The sequence below is a fragment of the Dechloromonas hankyongensis genome (genome assembly GCF_022012295.1).
GTDB classification, from domain to species: Bacteria; Pseudomonadota; Gammaproteobacteria; order Burkholderiales; family Rhodocyclaceae; genus Azonexus; species Azonexus hankyongensis.
Map to the genome: position 1 here is coordinate 194,076 of NZ_JAKLTN010000001.1, position 19,097 is coordinate 213,172.

The following is a 19,097-nucleotide window of genomic DNA, read 5'->3' on the forward strand; positions in this document are numbered from 1 at the left end:
AACCCTGTAGGTTACTCCAAAGGGTCGCCGCCGTGAAGCGCAAGAATGACGGAAAAATCTACGTGTATTCCGCAGGCTCGCCGGAAAAATGCGCGTACGGAGGCATCTACCGCCCTGAATTCGGGATTCAGAAACGGTAGGACAGGGTCAGGCGCAGGCTGCGCGGCTCGGTGGGATGGATGTGGCGGTCGGCAGTCGGGGCCGCCTCTCCCCGCAGTTGCGAGTCGTACCAGTACTCGATGTCATTCACCTTGCGGTCGAACAGGTTGTAGACATCGAGCGCCAATTGGGTCCGCGCATCGCACTTGTAGCCAACGCGCAGGTTGGTCAGCGCCGAGCCGCCGGAACGCACCGAGTTGTCCTCGATCAGCGGGCGCGGTCCGAAATAACGCAGGCGCAAGGCGCCGAACCATGGGCCGAGGTGGTCGAGCGTGACGCCGATATTGGCCGTCGTCGTCACCGCTCCCGGGATGTAGTCGCCAACCAGCTGATCATGATCGCGGAAACGGGCATGCGACCAGGCGAGGTCGGCGTCGATCGCCAGCCAGTCGGACAGTACGTAGAAATTGGTCCATTCGACGCCGTAGCGGCGCGACGGGCGTGACGGTTCGGTGGTGCCGGCATCGCCGACGAAAAGCAGTTCGGAAGCGGCATTGAGTTGCCACAAGGCAAGCGTAGACTGCCAGCCGGGCAGCGGTTCGCTGCGTACCCCGACTTCGTGGCCGCGAGTGCGGACCAGCGGCTTGACGTTCTGCACCGGCTTCATGCCATCGGCCGGATCGACCTTGATGGTCGCTCCCCGGGCGTCATTGGAATGAAAGCCGTGGCCGTAGTTCAGGTACAGCTCGGTTTTCCGCCACGGACCGAAGATCAGCGCCAGCTTGGGGGTCACCATCTGGTCGCTGGCCTGGCCGGAGTTGGCGGCGATATTGCTGTCGACGGTGAAGTCGTAGGCATCGGCGCGCAGCCCCTGCACGGAGCGGAACCACTCGCTCCACCGCGTTTCGTTCTGCGCCCACAAGCCCAGGCTGCGCTGCGTCACCCGGTCCTCGCGGACGGTACCCACCGTCTGGCGGGCCGAGGCGGCGTAGAGGCCGACCGGGTCGAGGCGATCAGCCCGCCCCTGCAGGCCGATGCTGTTCTCGACCTCGAAACCGGCCCAGCGGCCGAACACCGCATGCGACAACGCGAAGCCGCCGGCCTGCCGGCGCTCGCCCTGCTTGAACTGGTCGCCGGTAGCGCAGCTGCCGGTGCTGGCGACATCGTTCAGGCAATACTGGAAATTGGACCACAGATCGAGGCTGGACTTCAGTGCCCAGACGTTGGCCTTGGTTTGCGCATTGGTCCACCGCTTGGCCCATTCGCCGGACAAGCTGTAGCGGCTGGTTTCGCCGCCGGTGGTAGGGTCCAGCGTGCCGAAGCGGCCGACCAAGCCGCTGTCGATGGCGCGCTGGGCGACCTGGTCGGTTGAAATCCATTTACCGCGGTAGGCCATGCCGGTCAGCGCAAAGCCGTCGTTGCGCGTGCCCTGGCTGTAACGCAGCACGCCGTTGAACTTGCTGTAATTCTCGGCCACTTCCCACGGCCCGTCGTTGTGGAACAGTTCCAGGCCGTAGAGCAAATGGCCACTCGCCAGTTCCGGCGAGCCGGCGAGCAGGCTGCGGGCATAGCCATGGACGCCGAGGGTGACTTGCGCCAGCGAGGTATCCAGACGGCGGAAATAGTCGATATGCGCCGCGCCGGCCGACGAAAAATCTCCCTCCTCGGCGAAATACGGCCCCTTGCGGAAGGCGATGCGTTCGACCAGTTCCGGAATCAGGAAATTGAGATCGGTATAGCCCTGGCCGTGGGCATGGGTGGGCATGTTGACCGGCACGCCGCCGACGGTGGTGGCGAAATCGGTACCGTGGTCGAGATTGAAGCCGCGCAGGAAATACTGGTTGGCCTTGCCGTCGCCCGCATGCTGGGTGACGATCAGGCCGGGCACCATTTCCAGCGCCTCGCCAGGACGCAGGAGAGGCACGGTGAGCAGGCGCTGGCTGGAGACCACGCCTTCGCTGCCAGCGGCGGCGATGCCTTCGAGATTTTCAGCCCGGGCGCGCACTTCTACGGCGGACAACTCGGCCGACTCGTGGGCGCCGGCACCCGCCATCGCCAGCAACAGATATGAATAAATTAATTTTCTTCTTATTTTCATCGTTAAAAAGCCGGCATCCGACCATCCCCCTCGGAAGGCGCTTAGGCCAGGGCCGGCCGGCGCGTCAGACGCACGGCCGCGATGAAGCTGAGGGCGATGATGGCGACCAGCGTGAAGCCGAACACCAGTTCCTTGCCCTCGCTCCACGCATCGATGGCCGGCGACAGCATCTTGGCGGCGCCGAAGGCGGCGACCAGCAGGCTGACGCCGGAAACGACCAAGCCCATGACGCGCGAAGCGATCAGCGCCACCTGGTCGGCACGGGCGATCAGCCGGGCGATCCACAAGCCGTTGATGCCGTCGGTGAGCAGCATGCCAAGCATGAACAGCGCGGCGAGCAGCAGAGCGTGCTGCCAGCCGCCGAATTGCGTGGCGGTCAGCGCGAAAAAGGCGGCTTGCGACAGGGTATCGAAGGACAGGGCGAACAGTGCGCCGACCAGGGCGACCAGCCCGGGATGCGAGACGTGGCGCAGGCTGCCGAGCAGGCGCCCCTTGACGCCGACTGGCTGCACCACCTGATCCGGCTCGGCGCGCAGCACGGCGGCCAGATTCAGGCTGCCCAGGGCGACGAGGAAGCCGATGGAAATGACGGCACCCAAGGTACCGAACCATTCGGGCACCGCCCACTGGCCGGCCAGCGCCGACACGCCCAGCGCAATGGCCATCACTACGGCGCCGTGGCCGAGCGAGAACAGCGTGCCGCAGTAACGGGCCAGCCCAGGGCGGGTACGGGCGTTGTAGCGGGTCAGGCCGTCGATGGTCGCCAGGTGGTCGGCGTCGAAACCGTGCTTCATGCCGAGCACGAAGGTCAGGATCAGCAGCGACAGCCAGTCGGAAGGCAAGTTTTCCATAGGCACCGTATGAATGTTTTGAATATCTTCATACAAGGAGCGTGCCAGAACAATAAGTCCTTGTTCGAATTGATTTCACCGCCGGCCATGCGGCCGAAAAAACCACCAACTGGTTAGCGGCTTTCCACCGGAAGTGACAACTCGAATTCCGCTCCGCCGCCCGGCAGATTGCGTGCGCTCAATTTGCCGCCGTGGCGCTCAACAATGCCGTAGCTGATCGACAGGCCAAGCCCGGTGCCCTGCCCGACCGGCTTGGTGGTGAAAAAGGGCTCGAACAGCCGGCTCAGGTGCTCTTCCGGTATTCCCGGGCCGTTGTCGGCAAAACGCAGCACCGCCATTTGGCCTTCGCGACTGCCCGTCACTTTCAGGCGCGGTTCGGTCTGCCGGGCGGTGGCATCGCAGGCGTTCTGGACCAGATTCATGGCGACCTGCTGCAACTGCCCGGAAGACCCCGAGCACACCAGTCCAACCGGCAGATCGACCTCGACCGCGAACTTGGCCGAGGCGCTCTGCACCACCCAGCGCACCGAGCGCTCGACCACCTCGTTCAGATTGACCTGCTCCGGCGTCGTCTTATCCACGGCCGAGAAGCGCTTCAGGGCGTCGACGATGTCGCGGGTGCGCTCCGCCCCCTCGATCATGCCGTCGATCAGGTGCGGCATGTCGGCCAGGATGCGATCGATGCGCAACTCCTGGCGCATGGCCTGCAGGGCGCCATCCTCGGCCGCAGTGCTGGCATGCACGGCGCCGAGGTAGCTTTCGAGCCGGCCGGCGTAGCGTTTCAAGGACAGCACATTGCCGAGCACGAAGCTGATCGGGTTGTTCAATTCGTGCGCCACGCCGGCCACCAGACGGCCGAGCGACACCATTTTCTCGGCGTGCAGCAGCTGGCCCTGCGTGCGCTTCAGGTCGTCGTGCGCCTGGCGCAGCGCCGAGTAGGCCCGGCGCAGCTCGCCGACCGGCCGGCCGGTGACCACCATGCCCATCAGCTTGCCGGTCTGCGACACCCGCGGCGTGCAGTTGATCGATACCGGCACCGTCGAGCCGTCGCCGGCGCGCAGGAAGAACTCGCAGTCATGCATCCCTTCCCGGCCACGGCGGGCAAAGATGTCGCGCACCTTGGCCTTTTCCGCCTCGTCGGCGAACAGGTCGACGAGCGGCGTATTGACCAGTTCCTCGGCGCTGCGCCCGGCAATGTGGCGCAGCGACGGATTGACCTCCTCGATGCTGCCGTTGCGGTCGCAGACGATCAGGATGTCGGACATCGAAGCGAGCACGCTTTCGATGAACTGGTGCGACTCCTCGAGCGCCGCGTTCTTCTCTTCGAGGGCGACTTCGTACTGCAGGAGGTCGTTGTAGACCTCGTCCATTTTCTGGATGACTTCGATCCACGCCGTTTCGCCGCCCGGCGGCAATGGTGAATCGGGCAAGGAATCAGCGGGCGGGACGGTAGTGGACATGGGCTTCGCCGTGTTCGTCGTGGGCGTGGTGGTGCTCAGCTTCGAGGGCGATGATGTTGAGCTTGCCGTGGCGGACGCCGCGTTCGGCCATCAGCGCATCGGCGAAATGCCGGACATCGGCCGCCGCCCCCTTCAGGATGACGCTTTCCAGGCAGTTATCGTGATCGAGATGGCTGTGCATGGCGGCCACCGTCAGGTCATGGTGGTCGTGCTGCAAGCCGGTCAGGCGTTCGGCCAGCTCGCGCTCGTGATGGTTGTAGACGTAGGACAGGTTGGCGACGCAATGGCCGGCCGGGGTTTCGCGCTGGCGGTCGCTCTCGATGGCGCCGCGAATCAGGTCGCGCACAGCTTCCGACCGATTGCTGTAGCCGCGCCCGGCAATCAGCTGGTCGAACTGGCGTGCCAGCGATTCATCGAGCGAAATAGTGAAACGTTCCACGGAAATTTGCTCCTTGCTAAAGTCCGGCAGCTTTGCCGCTGCTAGGATGACCTTCACCACATTCTAACGTTTCCCGCCCCGATGACCGCAGCCCCCGATATCGAAGCAATCCGCGACGCCCTGCGCAAGGTGGCCGATCCCGAGATCGGCGCCAATATCGTCGACATCGGCCTGGTCTACCGCATCGCCTACGAAAACGGCAAGCTGTGGGTGGACATGACCATGACCTCGCCGGCCTGCCCGATGGGCGGCATGATCGTCGATGACGCCTACGCCGAACTGGCGCGCATCCTGCCCAAGGAGGTCGAGATGGAAATCCAGGTGGTCTGGGAACCGCCCTGGAAACCGTCGATGATGAGCGAGCAGTGCCGGGAGCGCCTGGGCTGGAGCGACAGCGATGCGGATTAGGAAATGCCCGACCTGAAGCCGGGCCAACGCCTGCCCCTGCTCTTCTTCGGCATGCTGTCGCTGCTCGGTGGCGTGCTGGCCGGTCTCGCACGTCTCGGCTGGGACGTGCCGATGCCGGCCGCCCAGGCGGCGGGCGTGCATGGCCCGCTGATGATCGCCGCCTTCTTCGGCACCGTGATCAGCCTGGAACGCGCCGTGGCCATCGGTCAGGGTTGGGCCTATCTGGCGCCGGCAGCGGCCGGCACCGGCGGCCTCGCCCTACTGGCCGGCGCCCCACTGATTGTCGGCCAGTTGCTCGGCCTGCTGGCGGCTCTCGGCCTGCTGGCCGCCAGCAGCGTCGCCTGGCGCCGCCAGAAAGCCGTTTTCACCGTCGTTCTCGGCATGGCCGCAGCCTGCTGGCTGGTCGGCAATCTGGTCTGGTTGAGCGCCGGTGAGATCGGTGCCGCCGTGCCGTGGTGGCTACTCTTCCTAGTCCTCACCATCGCCGGCGAACGCCTGGAACTGACGCGCTTCCTGCCCACCCCGCCGCTCGCCCGCCAACTGTTCATCGCCATCGTTGGCGTGTTGCTTGCTGCGGCAGCACTGGGCGCCGACCGCCTGTTCGCCGGCGGCTCGATCGCCCTGGCCGGCTGGCTGCTGCGCTACGACATCGCCCGGCGCAATATCGGCAATTCCGGGCTGACCCGCTTCATCGCCAGCTGCCTGCTCTCCGGCTACGCCTGGCTGGCCGTCGCCGGCCTGCTCGGTCTGGACGGCGCGCTCGTTCCCGGCCATCCGTGGCGCGATGCGGCTCTACATGCGATCAGCCTCGGCTTCGTTTTCGCCATGGTCTTCGGCCATGCGCCTATCATCTTTCCGGCCGTCACCCGGATCAAGATTCCCTATCACCCAGCCCTCTACCTGCCGCTGGCCTTGCTCCACCTGACGCTGGCGGTGCGGATTGTCGGTGGCCTGAGTGACAATTTTGCGCTGCGGCACTACGCCGCCCTTACCAACGGATTCGTACTGCTCGTCTTCATCGCCACGCTGGCGATGCTGGTGCGCAGCAAGACCCCGGGAGGTCCATCATGAAACGCCACGCTGCCCTGCTCCAACACTCCCGCGAACACCACTACGGCCTGAAGCTGGCCCGCCTGGCCCGCTTTGCCGTCGACTCCGGGTCGCCGGAAGCGATTGCCGAGGCGGCGCAGACCATCGTCGAACAATTCGCCGAGAAGCTGGAGCCGCACTTCCAGAGCGAGGAGCAGGGGTTGCTCGTCGAATTGGCAGCCATCGGGCAGCACGAACTTGTCCAGCGCACCCTGGACGAGCATGCCCAAATGCGCGAACTGAACCGCCGCCTGGCAAGCGACCCCGAGGATGCGGCGACCCTGTCGGCGTTCGCTACACTGCTGCACGACCATGTGCGCTTCGAAGAGCGCGAATTGTTCGAAACCGCACAAGACCTGCTCTATCCGGAAGCCTGCTGAGGCTTGCCGTACGGCCGTGCCACAGCACGGCAGCGCTCCGTATCGCTACCTGGCCTCGTCGCCGGGAATGAAACCTGCTTGACTCAAGTCGTAGCATGTCCGATCCGTTAACGGATTTACGAGCACAAGGAGGAAGTCATCATGGCCCATACCGACATCCGACTCGCGGTAGCCGAAGAACGCACCATCTACGACGTGGCCGCCATCGACCGCGCCATGGAAGAAGCTGCCGGTAACCGCAACGAAGCCCTGGCCGCCCTTTACGACAAGATGCGGCAACGCGGTGGCGGCCGCTTCCTGATCCGGCCGACCGGCGCCGACATGATCGACGACCTGTACGATACTTGCCCCAATTTCAGCGAAGTCATCGACGACCTTAAGAAGTACGTCGCGCTGTCGGTGGCCGGCAACGAGCCGATGAGCTTCACGCCCATCCTGCTGCTCGGCGAACCGGGCATCGGCAAGACCCATTTTGCCCGCGAACTGGCCGACCGGCTGGGCACCGGCCACGAATTCGTTTCGATGAGTTCGCTGACCGCCGGCTGGATCCTGTCCGGCGCTTCGGCGCAATGGAACAACGCCAAGCCAGGCAAAGTGGCGCACACTTTGGTGCATGGCGACTACGCCAACCCCATCGTGGTGCTCGACGAGATCGACAAGGCCGGCGGCGATTCACGCTACGACCCGATGGGCGCGCTGTACGGCCTGCTCGAGCACGACACCGCGCGCGCCTTCAAGGACGAGTTCATCGATATCGACATCGATGCCTCGCACATCCTGTGGGTGACCACGGCCAACGACGAGCGCAACATCCCGGAACCCATCCTCAACCGGATGAACGTCTATGAGGTGCCGCGCCCGGACCACGATGCGGCGATCAGCATCGCCGCCGCGCTGTACCGGGAAATCGTCGGCGAGCACGACTGGGGATTCCCGCCGGAAGCCGACGAAGCCATCCTCGAACGCCTCGGTTCACTGCCGCCGCGCGACATGCGCAAACGGCTGCTCGCCGCGCTCGGCACGGCCAAGCTCGACGGCCGCAACTGGCTGGAAGGCAGGGATTTCGAGCAGTCGCGCATGGGACGCAGCCGGAAGATCGGCTTCTGAGTGGGCAGCCGGGCAGATATCTGCCCGGCGCTTACGGCAGGCGCTTGAACACCGTCGTCGTGCCGTTGCGTTCCTTGAGTGTAAACCGGTCGGACTCGACCGAGAGCACGGGGGTCGGGTCGTCCATGATCCGCTCCCCCTGCTTGATGCTCCAGATCAGCGTCTTGTCGGCGTAACGCCAGACGCCGTATTGCAGCACTGTGCCGTCGTCCTGGCGGATTTCCCACTCGCCGTTGGCGGCCAGGTGGATCGGCGTCACCGCCCGCGACGATTGCCACTTGCCGACGAAATCGCGCTCACTGGTCCGCTTGCACCCAGCCAGCGCCACCATGCAGGCCAGGACCAGCAACAGCCCGCGCAACGCCCCAAACCGCCGGCCGCTCATTCCTCGCTCTGCACGCCCCGGCCGCGGAAACGGGCGATTTCCGACTCGCGCTTCATGCGCTCGGCGTCCTGCTGCGCCTTTTCCTGGGCTTCCTTGCGCCGGGCTTCTTCTTCCCGGGCGCGCTGGGCCTGCTCTTCGGCATACTGGTTGGCAGCCGTAACCTGGGCGCCGAGACGGCGTGACTCTTCCTCGAAGCGTTTCTGATTGCGCTCCTGCTCTTCCTGCTGGCGGCGCTGGTTATCGGCGTCGCGGCCGGCCGCCTCCTTGCGCCGCATGTCGGCGAGCAGCAATTCCGCTTCCTCGCGGCTGGCGGCGCGGATGCCGTAGGTCTGGTAGAAGTCCTGCAAATAGACTTTGTCCGCCGCTGGGGACGATACGGTATCGCCGCCCGTCGTGTCATGGAGCCGCTTGTAGGCGTTGAACATGACGCCGACCTGCAGAACGAGGCCGACGATCATCAGCGTGGCGATGATGGTCAGCAGCATGCGCACCGGATTGCGCTTCGAGCGCCCGAGCATGGCCTCGACCTCGCCCGGCATTTCGCTGCGGAAAGTCAGGTTGGGCTGGGCGCGCAGGCCGGCATCGTAGTCGGCCCGGCGCGCCGGGTCGGACAGGACGTCGAAGGCGCGCTTGATCACTTGCAGCCGAACCGCGTCCTCCGGCTCCTCGCTGCCGGCGATTTCGCGGGAAAGCCGCAGGTAGGCCGCGCTGATCGCTTCCAGATCAGCCTCCGGCGCAACTCCCAGCAAATCGTAATAAGTCGTTTTCTGCGTCATCGTATCCATCGTTCCGCTCAAACCCGGGCGAAAGGATAGCAAAGGCAGGCCACCAAACCCAAGCCGGTGCTGCCATATCGGTCGATGCGGCAGATTTCACTCAGGCCGCCATCGAACGCCAGGCAAGTCCATCCGGAAAAAATCCACCAGCCGGCCATTGACCACCTGGCGGCATGCGCCCCGCTGCGCAAACCCCAAGCGCCGGTACAAACGGATCGCCCGCGGGTTGTTTTGCCGCACGATCAAGTGGAGACGCCGTAGGCCGATGCGGGCGAAGGCTTCGTCCAGGGTGCGAGCAGCAACCAGCGCGCCCACACCTTGTCCGTTCTTTTCCGGATGCAGGGCGATGCGGAACTCGGCATCGCCGCCCTCCGTCGCAGCGATGATGCTGAAAGCGACCAGTTCGCCGTCCTGCTCGGCTGCGTAAAGCCAGGCCTGCGGCCGGTCGCCGAATTCATCGAGCCAGCCGCCGGGACGCAAGGCGTAATCGAGGTCGGCGAAGGCGTCGGGATAAGGCGGCCAGCTTGCTATGGCCGCCTTATCCGCCGGCAGGAGTTGGCGTAAACGGATTGGTGGATTTTCCGTATCCATCATTCACCGCGCAGCGAGCAGGCCGCGCGCTCGCTGGTTGGAGGCAAAAATGTTGTCGCGGGGCAGCATCTCGCCACTGTGCAGCGCGGCGATCCATTCGTCGGTCGTCGCCACCGCCGCGAAACGCGAGTGCATGACCACGGTGAAGATGCGGTGGATTTCCTCGGCGGTGGCGTGGCCGGCCCGGTTGTCGTAAGGCAGCGAACCGGCCGCATCGGCCAGGAAGTCGACCGCCAGCCCGGCGTGCAACGCGTCCCTGACCGTCGAATCGTCGCAGTTGTGCGTCATGTAGCCGACGATCGTGATCGTATCGACCTCGTTCCGCTTCAGCCATGCAGCCAGATCGGTGCCGGCGAAGGCGCTGGGCAGTGTCTTCTCGACATGGTGCTCATGGGGCCGCTCACTGACCACGGCATGAAGCTCCCAACCCACCGATCCCTTGGCGAAAACGGGCGATCCGGCGGGTGCGCTGTTCTGGACCACGACGACGGGGATACCGGCGGCACGTGCGGCATCCATGGCGCGGCCGATGTTGGCGAGGGAAAGATTGATGTCCGGATATTCGATCGGCAGCTGGCCGGTCACGTATTCGTTCTGCACATCGATCACAATGAGGGCACGGCGGGGATTGGGTCGCATCGGAGACTCCTGCGAATTGGGTTGGTGAAGGAAAACTGCGCTCTGCAACAGCGCTGACTTCATTGTTTCCTTTAGCGCCCCCTGGTGACAGCGGCCCGAATGACAATCTTCGATAGAATTGGGCCAATTTCATGCTATGACCCTGCTTGCCATGACCTACCGCACCATCGCCGTCATCGCCTTCGACGGCATCAATCCTTTCCATCTGGCGATTCCCCACGAGGTATTCGGCGTCGACCGCAGTGCTGGCGGCGTGCCGCGCTTCGAGCTGCGCATCTGCGCGCTGCAAGCCGGCCCCATTTCGACGGCGGCCGGTTATACGCTGTTCGCGCCGCATGGTCTGGACGGTTTGCGCGACGCGCAGACGATCATCGTCCCCAGTTGGCGCGATCCCGGCGAACTGCCGCCGCAGGAACTGCTCGACGCCCTACGTACCGCCCACGAATGCGGCGCCTGCCTGGTCGGCCTGTGCCTGGGCGCCTTCGTCCTGGCGGCAGCCGGGGTGCTCGATGGCCGCCCGGCGACCACGCACTGGTTGGCGGCGGAAGAATTCGCCCGCCGCTACCCACGCATCGACGTCAAGCCGGAAGTGCTCTACGTCGATGACGGCGAGGTGCTGACCTCGGCCGGCGTAGCCGCCGGTATCGACTGCTGCCTGCATCTGCTGCGCCGCTGGCACGGCGCCGAAATTGCCAGCCACGTGGCGCGCCGCATGGTCGTTCCGCCGCACCGCCAGGGCGGGCAGGCGCAGTACATCGAGGCACCGATTCCGTCGCGGGGCGATGGCGATCGACTGGCGCCGGTGCTCGACTGGGCCGGCCAGCATCTCGACCAGGCGCTCGGCGTCGATGCGCTGGCCGAACGGGCCAGGATGAGCCGCCGCACCTTCACACGCCGCTTCAAGCAAGCCACCGGAACGACGGTCAGCGACTGGGTCCGCCACCAGCGTCTGGCCATGGCCCAGCGTCTGCTCGAAATGACCGATCTGCCCATCGAAGCAATCGCCGCACAGGCCGGTTTCGGCTCGGCGCTGGCCTTGCGCCAGCTGTTCGGGGAAGTGCTGCACACCTCGCCGTCGGCTTACCGCCGCGAGTTCCGCGGCAATTCAGCCTGACGTACAAACCGTATCCGACTCCCGCAAGTTGAGCGCCAGGAATCGAGTCCCGGCAATCGGATTATAGCTGACGGCCGGGGCGGGCCGGAAATCGAGGGAGTCATAGAGCCGCTGCGCAGCGAAAAACTCCGGCAAGACATCCAGGCACATGCTGGCGTATCCCTCGTGTCGCGCCGCGCCGATCATCTGCTCGACGAGCTGGCGCCCGATGCCGTTGCCCCGCGCGCCAGGACGAACATAGACCCGCTTGAGTTCGCAGGTGACGCCATCCACCCAGCGCAAGGCCGCGCAGCCGACCATGGCATCACCCTGCCAGGCGAGCAGAATGCGTCCGTCCGGTTCGGCGTACTTGCCCGGCAGGCCGGCGAACTCGCTGTCGTAGCCCTGGAAATCGAGGCTCACGCTCGGACTGGCGACGTACTCGCGAAAGATCGAGACCACCTCATGATGTTCGGCGGGAAAGCGGGCAGCGCGGATGCAAAACATGAGTCGTATGTTGGCGCCTAAGGAGCCGTACAGCCGGCCATTTTGGCGAGATGAGCGTCAATCAGCGGCGCCAGGGCGGCGGCGTGCGTCTCGGCCAGATCGTGGTCGCCGCCCGGCACCACGTGCAGATCGGTGTTCGGCAACAGCGCCGCCAGGCGTTCGCCGACGGCAACGGGGCTGATCGGATCGGCGTCGCCCCACAACAGGAGAACCGGCATGGCCAGCGTGGCCAGCCGCGGCGACAGGTCTTCCTGATTGGTGGAGAACCAGCGGGGCAGGGACGGATTGGCCGCCAGAAATGCCGGGCGCCAATCCTCGCCCCCCAGTCCGGCGACGTCGATGCCGCCGGAAGTCGCGGCAAGGACCAGATGGGTGACGAGATCGGGTTTGGCGAGCGCCACCCGCAGTGCGACCACACCGCCCATTGACTGGGCAATCAGCGCCGTCGGCTGGACAATCCCGGCCGCCACCCGGGCGACGAGATCGTCGATGCCACGGATCCGTGGGTCGGATGGTGTCGTGCCAAACCCGGGCCAGCCGACATGGCGCTTTTCGGCGGTGCAGACAAGCCCTTGAGCCATCGGCTCCCACAGCTGGGTTCGGCCAAGGGCACCGGCAGAAAAAGCAGCTGTGACGGCGTGGCCGGGTGATCCACCGCGCCTTGCGCTTGGCGTTGCCCGTTCGCGTCGTTCATTGCACGAGAAGCACTTCGTTGAATTGAATGACCGGGTCGATGTCGGTGTAGTTCGATATGTCGCCTTGCAACAGCTCGGCATTCGGCATGAAGGCCGACATGAAATCGTCGACCGTAGTGAAGAGAAAATGGCACATGGCAAGGTATTGCGGCGCCGAACCGGGAAGCGCGCCGCCAAGGCCACGCTCGACGGATACCTCCCGGAAGCCGGGATGAGCGCTCAGCAGCTTGATCGACATAGGCATGTGGGTTTCGACATAGTAGGAAACATCGAAGCGCGCACCGGGGTTGTTCGGGTACAGGATACTGACTCTGATCATCGATGCCTCGCGGAAGGTGAAGGTTGCCAGCTCTCGTCGGCAGTGATGCAAAATGTATATTTTGCATCACTGCCTGGCGGTTAACAAGGCTGCCCCGAAAAGCGCGAAGCTTGCACCGCCCAGCCTCCTGAGCATTTCCCCGTCGCGTTCCGAACCCAGTCGGCGGCACGGTGCGCAACCCTGCCAAAAACGCCCCCCAGCAGGCGCTCTCCAGCTAGTGGACGGTACACACCATGCACGGATCGAACGAGCGCACGACGTGCTGCACTGTCGGCGGGGCGCCGTCGCCGGCCGGCAGGCCGACCAGCGCCTGCTCGAGCGGTCCCGGTTGTTCGCTGCCGTCGCGCGGCGAGAAATTCCAGGTGGTCGGGGCGATGATCTGGTAGCGCTCGATACGGCCGCGCTTGATGCTCAGCCAGTGCCCGAGGCTGCCGCGGGCGGCTTCGACCAGACCGGTGCCGCTGGCTTCGTCGGGCATTGCGCCGTGGGCGCAGAAGGCCTCGCCGGGTTGCAGGGCGTGCACCCAGCTTTCCATGGCGGGCAGGACCAGGGCCAGTTCGAGCAGGCGGGCGACGACGCGGGCCATGACGCTGCCACCGTCGCGGCGCACCATGTCGAGCAGCAAGGGGTGCCCGGCAATGACCTGGCGGGCCATGGCGCCGACCTCAAAGGGTTGGCCGGCGTAGCGCGGCGCCTTGCACCAGGTGTAGGCGCCGTCCTTGTCGGCATCGACAATGGTTTCGCCTTGTGTCGGGTGGCGCGGCCGGCCATTGGACAGCCAGGCCCGGGTGGTGTCCTCATCAACGGCGATCGGATCGAAGACGCCTGCCGCGCCGGCCTGCCAGGTACCGGCCGGGAATAGGCCGTAGGCACCGTAGGACAGGAAGGCATCACCGGCCCTCCCCAGCTTGTCCAGGCCGAGATCGGTCGCCGCCGCCAGGAAGGCGGGGAAATCGGCCGGCCGGCCGGCGGCCCAGGCCAACAGCTCGTCCTTGCTGGCCAGCCGGGTCACGGCGGCCAGCGCATCGCCGAACAGGCGCTTTTCGAGGAAGCCGCGGAATTCGCGTAACTGGGCGAGCAGGCGGATGCGCTCGCCGGGCGTGATGGCGCGGGTGCTGCCGCCGGGCTGGATGGCCAGCGTATGCGGCCAGCGTCCGGCTAGAAAGCCCATCAGCTTGAGAAAACCGGCGCGGGCCGGCAGCACATCGGCCGCCGCTTCGCCCTGCAGCGCCGCGAAACGCCGGGCGACCGCCGCGTGCCAAGGGCGTTCGGCATAGGCCGGGCGGGCAAAATCCGGCATGAAGAACAGGTAGAAGTGGGTCAGGTGATCGGCCAGGTTTTCGGTGGCCTGGATCAACTGGCGGGCGAGCAGGCCGTTCGGGGTCGGCGCGAGGCCCATGGCGTCTGCCAGCGCAGAGGCGGCGGCGGCCGACTGGGCGACCGAGCAGATGCCGCAGATGCGCGGCACGATGGCCAGCGCATCGAGCGGCGCGCGGCCGATCATGATCTGCTCGAAGCCGCGGAACAGCGGCGAATTGACGTAGGCGGCCTGGACCCGGCCGGCAGCCAGATCGAGACTGACCTCGAGATCGCCTTCGACGCGGTTGAACGGCCCGACGACGATGCGCGTCACTTGCCGCCCCCCTTCTTGCGGATGGCCGGCAGGATGACCGGATGGTCGACCACCGCGTTGTTGCGCACCCGTTTCGGCGTCGCCGATTTGGACAGCGCGGCGAGCGCGACGAACCAGGCTTTCGGCATGTCGGTCGGCAGGCCGATCGGAATGCCGGCTAGCTTGGGCGTTTCCTGGAAGGCGTGGCCGGGCGACTCGAAACCCGGCTCGGTGCAGGCGATGCAGGCGAAGCCGCCACGCAGGCACGAGCCGGCGCCGTTCCATGGGCGGATATTGCAATCGGCGTGGGCCTGCGTGCCCTTGCAGCCGAGGTTTTCCATCAGGCAGCCGAGGTCGGACTGCTTTTCGGCGCTGGCCTTGAATTCGTAATACTCGTTGCGGGCACAGCCATGATGGACCAGCCCGCCGGCGTAGAGCAGCGGCCGCCCGAATTCGTCAAGGTCTTCCAGCTTCAAGCCTTCGAGGGCGGCCTTTTCCAGCGTATCGACCACCCAGCCCGGATGCGTCGGGCAGCCGGCGATATTGACCACCGGCAAGCCGTCCGGCGAGCGGAATTCGGCGCCGAGCAGACCGCCCGGCGTCTGCTCGTCGAACTGCAATCCGCAGGCTTCCAACGGATTGCCCGGCGTATTGGCCGAGAAGCCGCCGTACGCTGTGCACGAACCGATGGCGAACACCCATTTCGCCCGCTTCGCCAGGCGCTCGACCCACTCGGTCAGCGGCCGGCCGCTGCCGGCCATCAGGTGGAACTTGCCGGTGCCGTTCGGGCCGCGCAGCATGGCGCCCTCAACGCACAACGCATCAAAGGCCAGCCGCCCTTCGGCGCAATCTTCGAGGATGGCCAGCGCCTCGGCACCACTCTCCACCGACAGGCCGGGATGCCACAGGAATTCGATGCCGGCATCGCGCAATTCGTCGAACAACGACCGCGGGTCCGAGCACAGCAGCGATTGGGTGCAACCGCCGCAGCCGCCGCTCTGCAGCCAGAGCACCTTCATTCGGCCTGCTCCAGGCCGTAGCGCACCAGCTTGGCACGCAGGCCGACACGCGACAGGCCAAGTTCGCGCGCCGCCCGCGACTTGTTCCAGCGCAGGCGGATCATCGCCTCCTTCAGGACATGCATTTCCAACTGGTCCATGCGCTCCTTCAGGCCGCCGTTCAGGCCGGACGCCCAGGCCAGCTCGTCAGCCGGCCGATTGTCGTCAAAATCGCCGACCGGCGTGCGCAGGACGCGCGGCGACAAGAGGTCGGCGCCGAGCAGGGGCGTCGTGGACAGTGCCACCATGCGCAGGATTTCGTTCTGCAATTCACGCACATTGCCCGGCCAGCGGTAGGCGGCGATGCAGGCCATCGCTTCCTTGGTGAAACCTTCGACCGGCTTGCCGAGCGCCTGGCAACTGGACTCCAGCAGGCGGTTGGCGAGCAGCGGCAAATCCATGGTCCGTTCGCGCAGCGGCGGCACATGCAGCGAAATGGTCGCCAGCCGGTAGTAGAGGTCTTCGCGGAAACGGCCGGTGCGCACGTCTTCCTCGAGGTCGCGATTGGTCGCGGCGATGACCCGGACGTCAACATGCACCGCCCGGTTGCTGCCCAGCGGCCGGAATTCGCCTTCCTGCAGCACGCGCAGCAGCTTGACCTGGAAGGCCGGGCTGGTTTCGCCGATTTCATCGAGGAACAGCGTGCCGCCGTCGGCCTGCTGGAAGAGGCCGACCCGGTCTTCGACCGCCCCGGTGAAGGCGCCGCGCTTGTAGCCGAACAGTTCGGATTCGAGCAGCGTATCGGGCAGGGCGCCGCAGTTTTCGGTGATGAAGGCCTTGCTGGCGCGCCGGCTCTCGTAGTGGATGGCCTTGGCGATCATTTCCTTGCCGGAGCCCGACTCGCCGGTCACCATCACCGACAGGTCGAAGGGCGCCACCCGGTGCACCAGGTCGCACACCGCGTTGATCGGACTGCCGGCGGCGCGGATGAAGCTGCCCAGGCCGAAACTGCTTTTCACCTTCTCCTGCTTGGTGTCGACATGCCGTTTCAGCACCGGCTCGGCGGTGCGCAGGTCGAGCGACAGGCGCTGGTTTTCCTGCTGCAGGCGCCACACTTCGGCCGCCCGTTGCAGGGTCAGCAGCAGTTGCTCCGGCTGCCACGGCTTGAGCAGGTATTGCCAGATGCCTGCCTCGTTGACGCCGGTGATGATGTCCTCGGCGTCGGTATAGCCGGACAGGATGATGCGCACGATGTCCGGCCAGCGATTGCGTACCTCGCGCAGGAACTGCACGCCGGTCGTTCCCGGCATGCGCTGGTCGCACAGCACGATGCGGATGCCGGTCACCGACTGCTCGCGTTCGAGTATCTCCATGCCCTCGTCGGCATCCGACGCGCACAGCACGTCGAAATCCTCTTCCAGGGTCCGGCGCAGCGCTTCCTGCGAGCGCACCTCGTCATCAACGACGAGGATGGCGGGCAGTTTTCGCAGGCTGGTCACACTCATTCAGGAATCTTCCAGTCAATGTCGCGGTGGCGGGCCAGGTGGCGGGGCGTCCACGAGTGCGGCGAACGGGAAACGAAATGATAGCGCGCGACATGGTAGGACGGGTCGAAACCGTAGAAATTACGGCGCATTTCGGTCAATTCAGCGTCACGATAGGCGACCAGCGGCTTGGCCGCCTCGTCGGCCTGGCGCTTGGCCTGCTTGGCGGCCAGACGTTCGCCGATATCCGGGGCCGCGGCCAGTTCGGCGGCGCGACGGGCGACATCGACGGCGAATCCCGGCCCGGGCAGGCAGGCATCGTAGAAGCCGAGTTCGACGGACTCCGGCGCCGTCATCGGCAAGCGGTGGCGCATGATGGCCTTGGCGCCTTCCTCGCCGACGCGCGGCGGCAGCAGATAGGTCCAGAATTCGGAGCCGAACAGGTTGCCCATGTTCTTGTAGTGCGGGTTGAGCATCACGCCGTCGCGCACCCAGACAAAATCGGCTGCCCGCGCCAAGAAACAGCCGCCGGCCCCGGCATTGCCGCCGACCGCGGCCACTGTCAGCTGCTTCTCGCAGCGCAGAATGGCCTCGGCCAGGTCGTCGATGGCGTTGATGTTGGCCCACGACTCGTCGGCCGGACTGTCGGCGGCCTCGATGGTGTTCAGATGGATGCCGTTCGACCAGAAATCGCTGCCGCCGCGCAGCACGATGACCTTGGTCGCCCGCTCGGCAGCCCACAGGAAGGCTTCTTTCAGGCGGCTGCACTGGGCGCTGCTCATCGCGCCGTTGTAGAACTCGAAACTCAGGAAGCCCACGCCGCCAGCTTCCTCGTAGGCGATATCCTGCCAAGTCGGCGTCTCGGCCTTCCACCAGCCCGCCAGCGGCAACTCAGGCAGCGCTGCACTTTCCGGGAAAGCCATCGTCGCCGGCAACTTGACGCCGCCCGCACGCTTGATATGGCCGATCCACACGGCGCCGTCGACCGTCGCCCGGCAGATGGCGGTCTCGCGCCGGCCGATCACTTCGCCCGGCTTACCCGTCAAGGTCGCTTCCGGCCAGGCATCGAACAGATGGCAGGGCTGGCCGAACAGCTCATCAGCTACACCGGGAAAGCCGTCGGCGGCATTGAGCTTGGCGAGGACGAGGGCGGTGGGGTCGGTTTGCCAGTCAATGGCGCGGTCGCCCTGCTTCATCAGCGCATGGGCGGCACCGGGCACCCGTTGCGCCACGAAATCGCCAGCGGCGAAACGCTCCACCGCGAGCAGCACGGAACGCACGGCCGCCTCGGTCACCTGGTTGCGATAAAGCGAAGCCTTACGCACGGCCGCAGTTGGAAAACCGGCCGACGCCCATACCGGGCCGGCATCCATTTCCGCCTCGGCCTGCAGCACCGTCACGCCCCATTCGCCCAGCCCGCGCTGAATCGCCCAATCGAGTGCCGACGGCCCGCGGTCGCCGGGAATCCCGGGATGCACCACGAAGCACGACAGCCGCGACCACACCGACTGCGGAATGGCACGCTTCAGGAAAGGCGCGACAAGGAGATCCGGCTTGAACAGCGCGACGGCTTCCTCGGTCACCGAATCAGAGATGTCGAACTCGATGCTCACCATGTGGCCGCGCCGGGTCAATTCGCAGTACAGGCGCTGCGCCAGGCTGTTGAAACTATGCGTGACAAAAAGAATTCTCATGTTTTTACATTTCTTTACAAAACATGCCAATGGTATCTAATGAGGAAATTCGCGGCTTCCAAGGCACTGATTTTTCTAGAAGCATAACGCTATAACTTTGGCGATATTTGTTCCGTAACAGGGGCTGGCTACGATGCGTCACACAAAAAAGCTCAGGGAAACAGCCATGCAAGCACAACGCAAACCGACCAAAGCACGCAGTCCCCGTGTCAGCCGCGCGCCGCGTCCCGAATACGTCGCCGCCGTCCGCTATCTTGATGGCCGCCACGAGAAGTTTCACATCCGCAACGCCGACAGCCTGGACGATGCGCGCGAAATGGTCATTTCCGAAGTGGGCGACGTGCGCTCGATCATGATTGCCCTGCGCCACTGA

Annotated in this window: 21 protein-coding genes; 6 read left to right on the top strand and 15 right to left on the bottom strand. The window is 65.4% G+C overall.

Annotation, left to right across the window (positions count from 1 at the left end; translation table 11 throughout):
* Positions 1-127: 127 nt before the first annotated feature.
* From LZ012_RS00920 to nikR, 4 genes are all read right to left on the bottom strand, one after another.
* Positions 128-2,197: a TonB-dependent receptor gene (locus LZ012_RS00920; RefSeq protein ID WP_275706578.1), complete on the bottom strand. Its 2,070-nt coding sequence runs from the start codon at positions 2,195-2,197 to the stop codon at positions 128-130.
* A gap of 41 nt (positions 2,198-2,238) precedes the next feature.
* The gene (locus LZ012_RS00925; protein WP_275706579.1) at positions 2,239-3,048 is read right to left on the bottom strand and encodes a HoxN/HupN/NixA family nickel/cobalt transporter; all 810 of its coding nucleotides are present in this window, start codon (positions 3,046-3,048) and stop codon (positions 2,239-2,241) included.
* Between the two features lie 113 nt (positions 3,049-3,161).
* A complete protein-coding gene (locus LZ012_RS00930) occupies positions 3,162-4,508 on the bottom strand; it encodes a sensor histidine kinase (RefSeq protein ID WP_275706580.1) in 1,347 nt (448 codons plus the stop codon).
* Positions 4,483-4,947 (bottom strand): nickel-responsive transcriptional regulator NikR, encoded by a 465-nt coding sequence (gene nikR / locus LZ012_RS00935; RefSeq protein ID WP_275706581.1) that lies wholly within the window; start codon positions 4,945-4,947, stop codon positions 4,483-4,485. Before nikR ends, LZ012_RS00930 begins: the two co-directional genes overlap by 26 nt.
* Before the next feature lie 81 nt (positions 4,948-5,028).
* Between nikR and LZ012_RS00940 the strand changes: the two genes are divergently transcribed.
* From LZ012_RS00940 to LZ012_RS00955, 4 genes are all read left to right on the top strand, one after another.
* A complete protein-coding gene (locus tag LZ012_RS00940) occupies positions 5,029-5,355 on the top strand; it encodes a metal-sulfur cluster assembly factor (protein ID WP_275706582.1) in 327 nt (108 codons plus the stop codon).
* Positions 5,356-5,358: 3 nt separating this feature from the next.
* Entirely contained in the window at positions 5,359-6,426 is a 1,068-nt protein-coding gene (locus LZ012_RS00945; RefSeq protein WP_275706583.1) for a hypothetical protein, read from the top strand.
* Positions 6,423-6,824, top strand: coding sequence for a hemerythrin domain-containing protein (locus tag LZ012_RS00950; protein ID WP_275706584.1), 402 nt, complete (start codon positions 6,423-6,425; stop codon positions 6,822-6,824). The genes LZ012_RS00945 and LZ012_RS00950 overlap by 4 nt, the downstream gene beginning before the upstream one ends.
* A 141-nt stretch (positions 6,825-6,965) precedes the next feature.
* Positions 6,966-7,931, top strand: coding sequence for an AAA family ATPase (locus tag LZ012_RS00955; RefSeq protein ID WP_275706585.1), 966 nt, complete (start codon positions 6,966-6,968; stop codon positions 7,929-7,931).
* Positions 7,932-7,962: 31 nt separating this feature from the next.
* On the opposite strand, the gene LZ012_RS00960 is transcribed toward LZ012_RS00955, so the two are convergent.
* From LZ012_RS00960 to LZ012_RS00975, 4 genes are all read right to left on the bottom strand, one after another.
* Entirely contained in the window at positions 7,963-8,316 is a 354-nt protein-coding gene (locus LZ012_RS00960) for a hypothetical protein (protein ID WP_275706586.1), read from the bottom strand.
* Complete coding sequence (locus LZ012_RS00965; RefSeq protein WP_275706588.1) at positions 8,313-9,092, bottom strand: J domain-containing protein; 780 nt, start codon at positions 9,090-9,092, stop codon at positions 8,313-8,315. The genes LZ012_RS00960 and LZ012_RS00965 overlap by 4 nt, the downstream gene beginning before the upstream one ends.
* Positions 9,093-9,188: 96 nt before the next feature.
* Positions 9,189-9,686, bottom strand: coding sequence for a GNAT family N-acetyltransferase (locus LZ012_RS00970; protein WP_275706589.1), 498 nt, complete (start codon positions 9,684-9,686; stop codon positions 9,189-9,191).
* On the bottom strand, positions 9,687-10,322 hold the full coding sequence (locus LZ012_RS00975; RefSeq protein WP_275706591.1) for a cysteine hydrolase family protein: 636 nt from the start codon (positions 10,320-10,322) through the stop codon (positions 9,687-9,689).
* Between the two features lie 136 nt (positions 10,323-10,458).
* Here LZ012_RS00975 and LZ012_RS00980 point away from each other — a divergent pair, with 136 nt between their 5' ends.
* Complete coding sequence (locus LZ012_RS00980) at positions 10,459-11,436, top strand: GlxA family transcriptional regulator (protein ID WP_275706592.1); 978 nt, start codon at positions 10,459-10,461, stop codon at positions 11,434-11,436.
* Here the strand turns inward: LZ012_RS00980 and LZ012_RS00985 are convergent.
* The 7 genes from LZ012_RS00985 to LZ012_RS01015 all read right to left on the bottom strand — a co-directional run bounded on the left by LZ012_RS00985 (position 11,428) and on the right by LZ012_RS01015 (position 18,724).
* On the bottom strand, positions 11,428-11,922 hold the full coding sequence (locus tag LZ012_RS00985) for a GNAT family N-acetyltransferase (protein ID WP_275706593.1): 495 nt from the start codon (positions 11,920-11,922) through the stop codon (positions 11,428-11,430). The genes LZ012_RS00980 and LZ012_RS00985 overlap by 9 nt on opposite strands.
* 17 nt (positions 11,923-11,939) lie before the next feature.
* Positions 11,940-12,503 (bottom strand): alpha/beta fold hydrolase, encoded by a 564-nt coding sequence (locus tag LZ012_RS00990; protein ID WP_275706594.1) that lies wholly within the window; start codon positions 12,501-12,503, stop codon positions 11,940-11,942.
* Positions 12,504-12,612: 109 nt separating this feature from the next.
* Positions 12,613-12,936, bottom strand: coding sequence for an EthD family reductase (locus LZ012_RS00995; protein ID WP_275706596.1), 324 nt, complete (start codon positions 12,934-12,936; stop codon positions 12,613-12,615).
* Between the two features lie 214 nt (positions 12,937-13,150).
* Complete coding sequence (locus LZ012_RS01000) at positions 13,151-14,569, bottom strand: nickel-dependent hydrogenase large subunit (RefSeq protein WP_275706598.1); 1,419 nt, start codon at positions 14,567-14,569, stop codon at positions 13,151-13,153.
* Positions 14,566-15,567, bottom strand: a complete 1,002-nt coding sequence (locus LZ012_RS01005) for an NADH-quinone oxidoreductase subunit B family protein (RefSeq protein WP_275706600.1) — start codon at positions 15,565-15,567, stop codon at positions 14,566-14,568. The genes LZ012_RS01000 and LZ012_RS01005 overlap by 4 nt, the downstream gene beginning before the upstream one ends.
* Positions 15,564-17,051: a sigma-54-dependent transcriptional regulator gene (locus tag LZ012_RS01010; protein WP_275706602.1), complete on the bottom strand. Its 1,488-nt coding sequence runs from the start codon at positions 17,049-17,051 to the stop codon at positions 15,564-15,566. Before LZ012_RS01010 ends, LZ012_RS01005 begins: the two co-directional genes overlap by 4 nt.
* Complete coding sequence (locus LZ012_RS01015) at positions 17,048-18,724, bottom strand: hydrogenase maturation protein (RefSeq protein ID WP_275706604.1); 1,677 nt, start codon at positions 18,722-18,724, stop codon at positions 17,048-17,050. The genes LZ012_RS01010 and LZ012_RS01015 overlap by 4 nt, the downstream gene beginning before the upstream one ends.
* Positions 18,725-18,890: 166 nt before the next feature.
* Between LZ012_RS01015 and LZ012_RS01020 the strand changes: the two genes are divergently transcribed.
* Positions 18,891-19,097, top strand: coding sequence for a hypothetical protein (locus LZ012_RS01020; RefSeq protein WP_275706607.1), 207 nt, complete (start codon positions 18,891-18,893; stop codon positions 19,095-19,097).

Coding starts and splice junctions, on each gene's coding strand:
- LZ012_RS00920 (WP_275706578.1), bottom strand. CDS start 2,197: ATGAAAATAAGAAGAAAATTAATTTATTCATATCTGTTGCTGGCGATG.
- LZ012_RS00925 (WP_275706579.1), bottom strand. CDS start 3,048: ATGGAAAACTTGCCTTCCGACTGGCTGTCGCTGCTGATCCTGACCTTC.
- LZ012_RS00930 (WP_275706580.1), bottom strand. CDS start 4,508: ATGTCCACTACCGTCCCGCCCGCTGATTCCTTGCCCGATTCACCATTG.
- LZ012_RS00940 (WP_275706582.1), top strand. CDS start 5,029: ATGACCGCAGCCCCCGATATCGAAGCAATCCGCGACGCCCTGCGCAAG.
- LZ012_RS00945 (WP_275706583.1), top strand. CDS start 5,359: ATGCCCGACCTGAAGCCGGGCCAACGCCTGCCCCTGCTCTTCTTCGGC.
- LZ012_RS00950 (WP_275706584.1), top strand. CDS start 6,423: ATGAAACGCCACGCTGCCCTGCTCCAACACTCCCGCGAACACCACTAC.
- LZ012_RS00955 (WP_275706585.1), top strand. CDS start 6,966: ATGGCCCATACCGACATCCGACTCGCGGTAGCCGAAGAACGCACCATC.
- LZ012_RS00960 (WP_275706586.1), bottom strand. CDS start 8,316: ATGAGCGGCCGGCGGTTTGGGGCGTTGCGCGGGCTGTTGCTGGTCCTG.
- LZ012_RS00965 (WP_275706588.1), bottom strand. CDS start 9,092: ATGACGCAGAAAACGACTTATTACGATTTGCTGGGAGTTGCGCCGGAG.
- LZ012_RS00970 (WP_275706589.1), bottom strand. CDS start 9,686: ATGATGGATACGGAAAATCCACCAATCCGTTTACGCCAACTCCTGCCG.
- LZ012_RS00975 (WP_275706591.1), bottom strand. CDS start 10,322: ATGCGACCCAATCCCCGCCGTGCCCTCATTGTGATCGATGTGCAGAAC.
- LZ012_RS00980 (WP_275706592.1), top strand. CDS start 10,459: ATGACCCTGCTTGCCATGACCTACCGCACCATCGCCGTCATCGCCTTC.
- LZ012_RS00985 (WP_275706593.1), bottom strand. CDS start 11,922: ATGTTTTGCATCCGCGCTGCCCGCTTTCCCGCCGAACATCATGAGGTG.
- LZ012_RS00990 (WP_275706594.1), bottom strand. CDS start 12,503: ATGGCTCAAGGGCTTGTCTGCACCGCCGAAAAGCGCCATGTCGGCTGG.
- LZ012_RS00995 (WP_275706596.1), bottom strand. CDS start 12,936: ATGATCAGAGTCAGTATCCTGTACCCGAACAACCCCGGTGCGCGCTTC.
- LZ012_RS01005 (WP_275706600.1), bottom strand. CDS start 15,567: ATGAAGGTGCTCTGGCTGCAGAGCGGCGGCTGCGGCGGTTGCACCCAA.
- LZ012_RS01010 (WP_275706602.1), bottom strand. CDS start 17,051: ATGAGTGTGACCAGCCTGCGAAAACTGCCCGCCATCCTCGTCGTTGAT.
- LZ012_RS01015 (WP_275706604.1), bottom strand. CDS start 18,724: ATGAGAATTCTTTTTGTCACGCATAGTTTCAACAGCCTGGCGCAGCGC.
- LZ012_RS01020 (WP_275706607.1), top strand. CDS start 18,891: ATGCAAGCACAACGCAAACCGACCAAAGCACGCAGTCCCCGTGTCAGC.